The 7181-nt window shown below is 75.4% G+C and carries 10 protein-coding genes; 6 read left to right on the top strand and 4 right to left on the bottom strand.

Features of this window, described 5'->3' with window-relative positions; all coding sequences use genetic code 11:
* Positions 1-61: 61 nt before the first annotated feature.
* Positions 62-619, top strand: coding sequence for a 16S rRNA (guanine(966)-N(2))-methyltransferase RsmD (gene rsmD / locus DT057_RS23630; protein ID WP_128564553.1), 558 nt, complete (start codon positions 62-64; stop codon positions 617-619).
* Between the two features lie 71 nt (positions 620-690).
* Here rsmD and DT057_RS23625 read toward each other — a convergent pair whose 3' ends face one another.
* A complete protein-coding gene (locus DT057_RS23625; RefSeq protein WP_128564552.1) occupies positions 691-1527 on the bottom strand; it encodes a trypsin-like serine peptidase in 837 nt (278 codons plus the stop codon).
* A gap of 408 nt (positions 1528-1935) precedes the next feature.
* On the opposite strand from DT057_RS23625, the gene DT057_RS23620 reads away from it, so the two are divergent.
* The 4 genes from DT057_RS23620 to rarD all read left to right on the top strand — a co-directional run bounded on the left by DT057_RS23620 (position 1936) and on the right by rarD (position 4934).
* Positions 1936-2628: a hypothetical protein gene (locus tag DT057_RS23620; protein ID WP_203236356.1), complete on the top strand. Its 693-nt coding sequence runs from the start codon at positions 1936-1938 to the stop codon at positions 2626-2628.
* Between the two features lie 272 nt (positions 2629-2900).
* Entirely contained in the window at positions 2901-3287 is a 387-nt protein-coding gene (locus DT057_RS23610; RefSeq protein WP_128564550.1) for a Rap1a/Tai family immunity protein, read from the top strand.
* 288 nt (positions 3288-3575) lie between these two features.
* Positions 3576-3845, top strand: coding sequence for a hypothetical protein (locus DT057_RS23605; protein ID WP_128564549.1), 270 nt, complete (start codon positions 3576-3578; stop codon positions 3843-3845).
* A gap of 183 nt (positions 3846-4028) precedes the next feature.
* Entirely contained in the window at positions 4029-4934 is a 906-nt protein-coding gene (rarD, locus tag DT057_RS23600; protein ID WP_128564548.1) for an EamA family transporter RarD, read from the top strand.
* Between the two features lie 11 nt (positions 4935-4945).
* On the opposite strand, the gene DT057_RS23595 is transcribed toward rarD, so the two are convergent.
* On the bottom strand, positions 4946-5161 hold the full coding sequence (locus DT057_RS23595) for a hypothetical protein (protein WP_128564555.1): 216 nt from the start codon (positions 5159-5161) through the stop codon (positions 4946-4948).
* A gap of 165 nt (positions 5162-5326) precedes the next feature.
* Between DT057_RS23595 and DT057_RS37275 the strand changes: the two genes are divergently transcribed.
* Positions 5327-5449, top strand: a complete 123-nt coding sequence (locus tag DT057_RS37275; protein WP_269153086.1) for a hypothetical protein — start codon at positions 5327-5329, stop codon at positions 5447-5449.
* A gap of 70 nt (positions 5450-5519) precedes the next feature.
* Here the strand turns inward: DT057_RS37275 and DT057_RS23590 are convergent, their stop codons facing one another.
* Positions 5520-6287, bottom strand: coding sequence for an SDR family oxidoreductase (locus DT057_RS23590; protein WP_128564547.1), 768 nt, complete (start codon positions 6285-6287; stop codon positions 5520-5522).
* A 112-nt stretch (positions 6288-6399) separates the two neighbouring features.
* Positions 6400-7092, bottom strand: coding sequence for a GntR family transcriptional regulator (locus DT057_RS23585; protein ID WP_128564546.1), 693 nt, complete (start codon positions 7090-7092; stop codon positions 6400-6402).
* Positions 7093-7181: the final 89 nt, after the last annotated feature.

Genomic DNA, 7181 nt, shown 5'->3' with positions numbered 1-7181 from the left:
CCGGCCGCCGCGCGGCGCGTGAGCCGCCCGGCCCGCGCCGTGGCGCGCCGGCAGGCGTGAGGTGCGGATCGTCGGGGGCCGCCTGCGCGGCCGCACCCTCGCGGGACCGCGCAGCGACGCGATCCGGCCGACCTCGGACCGGGTGCGCGAGGCGCTGTTCAACGTCCTCGCCCACGCCTACGACGACCCGGTCGACGGCGCGCGCGTGCTCGACCTGTTCGCCGGCACCGGGGCCCTCGCCTGCGAGGCCCTGTCCCGCGGCGCCGCCTTCGCGCTGCTCGTCGACGACGGCGCGGAGGCGCGCGGGGTGATCCGCGCCAACATCGACGCGCTCGGGCTTGCCGGGGCGACCCGCGTGTTCCGCCGCGACGCCGCCCGGCTCGGAGCCGCGCCGCCGGGCGAGCCCTTCGGCGTGGTGTTCTGCGACCCGCCCTACGGGCGCGGCCTCGCCCCCCGGGCGCTCCAGGCCGCCGCGGAGGGCGGGTGGCTCCTCCCCGGCGCGCTGGCGGTGGTCGAGGAGGCCGTCGCCGCGCCCCTGGCGCCGCCGCCCGGCTTCGCCGAGCTGGAGCGCCGGACCTACGGCGACACGCAGGCGGCGTTCTGGCGCCGCGAGGGCTGACGGGACGCCCTTGTCCCTGCGTGCCGAGGAAGCGGCCGGTGTCGCACGAGGCCGGCACCGCGGGAGCGCGCTCACGGCCTGATCATCTCGCTCAGGGTCGGCGCGAAGGCGGCGGCGGCGACCCCGATGCCGCTCGCCGAGCGATAGGCGGTGCCGACGCGGTCCGCCTGCGTCACGGCGGTGTGGATGCCGACCAGGGCCGCGCCGCCCTCCGCGTCGAGGAGGAGCACCGGCGCGCCGGATTCGCCCGACATCGACTCGCACAGGTCCAGCAGCAGGCCCGCGGAGGGCGCGTCGATGCGGGCCGAGCAGCCCCGGTGGATCACCGGCAGGTACGGGCGGTCGGCGGCGTAGCCCGCGAGCGCCACCACGGCGCCGGGCGTGCTCCCCGGCAGGTCGGCGCCCGGCAGCACCCGCCAGGGCACGGGCTTCAGCGCCAGGGGATCCTTCAGCGTGACGACGGCCCAGTCGCGCCCGACCATCCCCGGCCCGATCGCGTCGCGGCCCGGCCGGCTCTCGGCCCGCAGGTCGATGCCGGGGGCCAGCCGCAGGTCCACGGCCTCGGCGGAGCCCGCGTTCAGGTCCCGGGCCTGCCCGGCGACGAAGTGGACCTGGTGCGGCTTGACCCAGGCGTTCAGCCGGCCGTCGAAGAAGCAGTGGGCGGCGGTGAGCACGTGGCGCGGGCCGACGAGCGTGCCCGTGCAGTGGCTGCGGTGGCTCGGCCCCTGCACGACGTTGACGCGCCCGATGGCCGTGAACGGCCAGGCCGTGGGCTCCAGGGGAACGCGCCTGTCGCCGGCCGGCGCCGCGGCCCGGGGTCCCGGGGCGTCGCGGCGCTCCTCGGCCCCGGCGCCGGGCGCCGCGAGCGCGAGCGCGAGCGCCACCAGGATTCGCTTGCGATCGTGCATCGGACCGTCCCGCCCCCGAGAACCCCGCCCTCAAGTACCTGGCGTTCGCGACCAGGAACCCGGCGGTCGCGACGAGGCTAGAGCGCCACAGGATCGCGTTGCAACCGGCTGGCGCGCTCACTCCCCGTCTCACGCTCTCTCGTGACGCGCTCCCTCGCGCCGAACCGGCATGCACCACGGGGGTTGAGCGCCCGCGCGCATGCTCCGCCGGCGGGGACCGGCGTCCCGCCCCGGGGGCCGCCCCGGCTCCAGGCCCCCCGCCGGCGGACGAGGTCATCCCGAAGGAGGAGCCGCGGCGCGGACGGGCAAGAATTGCCGGGTTGTCGCGGTCGCGGCGGAACTGGCAGCGTGCTGTCGAGGTTGTGTGCTCGGAAGCTTCAACCAATTGTAGAATTCACCGGAGGGGCGATGCCGCTGCACCAGACCAGGCCGGCGACCCGGCTGCGCGCCATGCTGCTCGTCCTGGCCTCGGGATGCCTGCTGATCTCGTCCGATGTCGGCGTCCGGGCCGCCGACGACAACGGGCTCGACTTCTTCAGGCATTTCTTCGGCGCGCCGGCCCCCGCCCCCGTCGCCGCAGCGCCCGTGGCCCAGCCCTACGACGCGCCGGTGCGCCGGCGCTGGGCCGCGCGCAACCGGCTGCCCCCGCACGCCCGGGCCGCGCTTCGCTCGCGCACCCGCTACGTGGCGCTGCCAAAGCCGGAGAAGGTCGAGTCCCCGAAGGCCGTGGCGGTGGCCAAGCCGCCGCCCTCCGGTCCGTTCGACGCCCGGGCGGCCCTCCTGCGCGACCCCACGCTCCGGCCCGGCGACATCGTGATCCTGCCCGAAGGCCCGCGGGTGTTCCGGGGCGATCCGGACGCCCAACGGCACCGGATGAGCGACTTCGAGGACGTGCGCCGCCCCGGCGCGGTCGCGAGCAGCACCCGCCGCGAGCTCCTCGCCATGACGGCCCCGGTCGGGGCGATGCCGGCCGAGACGGCCCGCAGGATGATGGCCCGCTCCCAGAAGGCGGTGCCCGCGCCGGACGCCGCGCCGGACACCGCGCCGGTCGCGGCCCGCAGCGAGGCCTCGCTCACGCGGGTGGTCTACCCGGTCCGGTAGGGCCTGCGCGCTCCGGGCCCGGGCGGCCGCACTTCCGGGCGCCCCGGTCGCGGACCCGCGACGGACCGGCGTCCCGTCCGGCTTCGAGGCGAGGCGTTGATGATCGCCGCCGGGCCCGAGCCCCGCGGCGGCGAGGGAGCGCGGTCGACCGGCGCCGGCTGCGGCAAGACGCGCCGGACCACCACCCCCGCGGATCGGGGCCAGGCACGGCCGCGCTTGCTAGGATGGGATGCCGGATGCCCCCCGTCGTTCCTCTCGCGCAGAGTGCCCCGATGCCGAACCTGCTCCGCGCCGCCGCCCTGGCGGCGCTGCTCGCCGCGAGCCCCGTCCGCGCCGCCGACGGCGCCGCGCTCGTGGCGCAGTGCAAGAGCCTCCTGCGCAGCGCCAAGGTCCGGGGCGACCAGGTCGACTTCCGTCAGGCACCCGACACCGTCGCCTGCTGGGCGTTCATGGGCGCCGTGCAGGACCTCGCCGGCGCCGCCGATTCCGCCCAGCAGCCGCCCCTGCTCGGGGCCTGCCTGCCGCCCGACGGGACGCTGCTGCAACTCGTCAGGGCCGTGGTGGCGTATGGCGGCGCGCATCCCCCGTCCCTGCGCGAGAAGGCCGGCGTGTTGGCCCTGCTCGCCCTGCGCGACGCGTTCCCGTGCAAGAAGGGGTGACCCCGCCGCGCCAGTCCAGAGCCCGGCATCCCGCCGGCCGGTCCGTGCAATTCAGCCACCCGAACGTATTGTCGCGGCGTCGTGTCAGTCCCGGATGATCATCGGCGCGACGCACGCCGAGAATTGCCGTGCTTCGTAGGTTCTGAAACCGTCCCATAGCCTCGGCTGCAAAAAAGTTCCGGCATGATATTTCGACTGGCCGCGCTTGCACGGGGCCGGCCGCCCCATACTCTCGAGCACGAGGGCGTGGCGAGCGCGCCGCGCCGGCAGCCGTAGCAGAGGATGAGCATGGCCAAGGCCGACAGGCACAGCATGGGAGCGGGCGCGCAGGGCAAGGGCTCCGGCACGGGCGCGATGACCGAACTGCCCGAGGGCATCCTCGAGGAGAACATGGTGCTCAGCAACCGCGACAAGGCCCAGCACGGCGACGCCCGCGGTCTCGACAGCAAGCGGGTCCAGACCGAGCAGTACCAGGACCACGCCGCGAACCGCCGCAACTTCGACCAGACCATGCCCGAGCCCGGCGGCGAGGGCAGCGGCGGCGCCACGGAGCGCTGATCGCGGGGTCCGGCGGCGCGGCCCGCGGGCGCCGCGCCGCCGCCCGACCATGCGCGCGGCGGATGCCGGCCCCTCGCGCCGGCCCGTAGCCCCGCCCGCGCGCCTCGGGCAGAACGGGCCGGCGATGCGGCGAGGGCGCGGGGCGACGATTCCGGGGCCCTTCCGTCGCACGGGGGGATGCCGGTGGGTCTGATCTACGCGCTCGGCGCCTACCTGAGCTGGGGCCTGGTGGTGCCGGTGCATTTCCGGCTCCTCGACGCCGTGTCGCCCTGGGCGATCGTGGCGCACCGCATCGCCTGGTCGAGCCTGTTCGTCGCGCTGCTGATCCTGGGCCTGCGCCTCGCGTCCCCGGGCCGTGGGCGCGCCCGGTTCGTGCTCCACAAGCGGCACGGCTTCTTGGTGCTCTCGGCCGTGATCATCGCGTTCAACTGGTCGCTCTACCTGTGGGCCGTGCAGCACGGGCAGATGCTGGAGGCCAGCCTCGGGTACTTCATCAACCCGCTGGTCAGCGTCGCCCTCGGCGCCCTGGTGCTCGGCGAGCGCCTGCGCCCCCTCCAGGTCGGCGCGGTCTCCCTGGCGGGCGTCGGGGTCGGGCTGGCGGTGCTGGCGGCGGGCACGCTGCCGTGGGTGGCGCTGACGCTCGCCGTCACCTTCGCGGCCTACGCGCTGATCCGCAAGCTGGTGCCGATCGACCCGGTCCTCGGCTTCTGCGCCGAGACCTTCGTACTGCTGCCCGCGGCGCTCCTGTATCTCGGCCTCGGGCCGGACGCCGCGGCGCCCGATCCGCGGCAATGGGCCCTTCTCGTGCTGACCGGGGTGACCACCTCGGTGCCGCTGATCTGGTTCGCGGCCGCGGCGGCGCGGCTGAAGCTCTCGACCCTCGGGCTGCTGCAGTACCTCGCGCCGACCTGCCTGCTCGGCCTGAGCGTGCTCGTCTACGGCGAGGCCCTGCCGCCGGCCCGGATCCTGGTGTTCGCCCTGATCTGGATCGGCCTTGCCCTCTACGCCTTCGACGCGGTCCGGCCCGGGCGCGCCGCCGTGCCGGCGCCGCGCGCCCTCGCCCCGAAGCCCGGCGACTGCCCCGGCTGAGGGGGCGGGGCCTAGCCGCGCCGCGTGCGCTTGCCGCCGGCCTTCGCGCCGCGCTTCATGCAGGTGAAGTAGATCTGGCGGCCGAGCTCGTAGGGGCCGAGGCCCCTCGGATCGGGGGTGGAGAAGACGCGCGCCCGGGCCTCATCCCGGCAGGCCTGGTCCTTCGCGCTCTGAATCGGCTGCGCCTGGGCGGCCAGTCCGGTCAACCCCAGAACCAGTGCACCCATGATCAATCCGCGCACCGTACCCTCCACCCATGTACCGGAACGCCCCATCAATCGACCCTGCCACGGCCAAGATCAAGTGCTGCCGCGGAGATTGCCGTCAAGTTTCCCCGGTCCAACCACAATCGGCGCGCTGTCTCGTCCTCGCGGCGAATCGGCGGGGGCACGATGATTCTGGACGACGCGAAGACGAGGGACGCCGGCGGCCCGCACCCGATCTGGCTCGTGGTCGCGCCCTGGACGGCGTTCGCACTCTCCCTCGGGACCTTCCTGGCCCGCTGGCTGCCCTGACGCCCCGGCGTGGGCCGCCGGGGCCGTGTAACCCCGCGGGGGCCCGGCCCGGCGGCAGCAGTGGATCCCGTCAGATCAGCATCTGCAGGTCGCCGTCCACCGCCAGCGCCTGGCCCGAGATCGTGCGGCCCCGGGGCGAGGCGAGGAAGAGGATCTGGTCGGCGAGCTGGCGCGCCGTGACGTAGTCCTTGATCGAGGCCGCCGCGAAGGCCGCCGCCTCGGTCTCGGCGAAGCTGAGGCCCCGCTGCTGCGCCTTGGCCTCCAGCACCCGGCGCTGCCGGTCGCCCGCCACGATGCCGGGCAGGACGGCGTTGACCCGGATGCCGTCGGCGCCGAGTTCCCGCGACAGCGACTTCGTGAAGCCGATCACGGCCCACTTGGCCGCCGCGTAGGGCGTGCGCAGCGGGAAGCCGAAGCGCCCCGCCACCGAGGACAGGTTGACGATCGACGGGTTCGCGCTCCGGCGCAGCAGCGGCACCGCGAGGCGCACGCAGTTGAACTGGCCCGTGATGCAGATGTCGAGGCAGCGGTCCCAGTCCTCGGGATTGATCTCCTCCACCCGCCCGGTCGGCCCGGCGATGCCGGCGTTGTTGATCAGGACGTCGAGCCCGGCGAGGGCGTCGTGCGCCTCGGCGAAGAGCCGCGCCACGTCGTCCCGGGAGGCGACGTCCGCCTCGGTGCCGGTGATGCCCTCGGGCAGCGTTCCGAGGGCCGCCCGGTCGACGTCGCAGACGTGGACCCGCGCGCCCTCCTCCACGAAGGCCCGGGCGACCTCGAGCCCGATGCCCCCCGCGCCCGCCGTCACCAGCACCTTGAGCCCGGCCAATCCCATGTCCATCCCGTGATCCTCCCTCGAGTGCGCCCGCCGGGCTCGGCCGGCGGGCCCGAAAGCCCCTGACCCGCCGGACGCCCGGACGGGGGAACGGGGCGGCTTCCCCCGCCGCGGCCGCTCACGGCGGCAGCCGCCCGCTCGCCTCGATGAAGGCGGCGGTTCCGGTGATGTCGGCGACGAGCGCGGCGCGGGCGGCGGTTGCGTCGCCGGCGCGCAGCGCCGCCACCAGTCGGGCGTGGTGCGCCTCCGCGCCCCCTTCCGCGAGGCGGCGGGCCGAGACGCGCATGTCGAGGTTCAGAACCGGCCCGATGCGCAGCCACAGGCCCTCGATGATCGCCCGCAGGGACGGCAGCCCGGCCGCCGCGTAGGCCGCGAAATGCAGCTCCTTGTTCGCCCGCACGGCCCGTTCGAGGTCGGGGGCCGGGGCGAGCGCCTCGCACCGGAAGGCCGCGTCGTGCCGGGCGATCAGCGCGAGGTCCGCCGGCCCGCACCGCAGGGCGGCCTCCTCGACCGCGAACCCCTCGATGGCGATCCGCACCCGCGTCAGCTCGCGGAACTTGGCCGCATCCATCAGCGGCACGCTCACGGCGCGGTTCGGCAGCACCTCGAGGGCCTCGTCGGCGACGAGCCGCGACACCGCCTCGCGCACCGGCATCATCGAGGTGCCGAGCTGGTCGGCCACCCGGCGCAGGGAGAGGCGCTCGCCCGGCGCGAGCTCGCCGGCGATCAGGAGGGAGCGCAGCGCGTCGTAGACGCGCGTGCCGAGCGTCACGCGCTCGAAGCGGTCGATCCTGCCGATGGCGCCGTCCAAGCCGCTTCCTCGCCGGGGACGGGCGTCCTGCCGAAACGGTCTCGACAGGCGCCCGATTTGATGCCAGCTTAAGTGTGATCACAGATCAC

It is taken from the genome of Methylobacterium crusticola (genome assembly GCF_003574465.1).
Lineage (GTDB): Bacteria > Pseudomonadota > Alphaproteobacteria > Rhizobiales > Beijerinckiaceae > Methylobacterium > Methylobacterium crusticola.
This window is presented reverse-complemented; position numbering and strand designations above follow the sequence as displayed.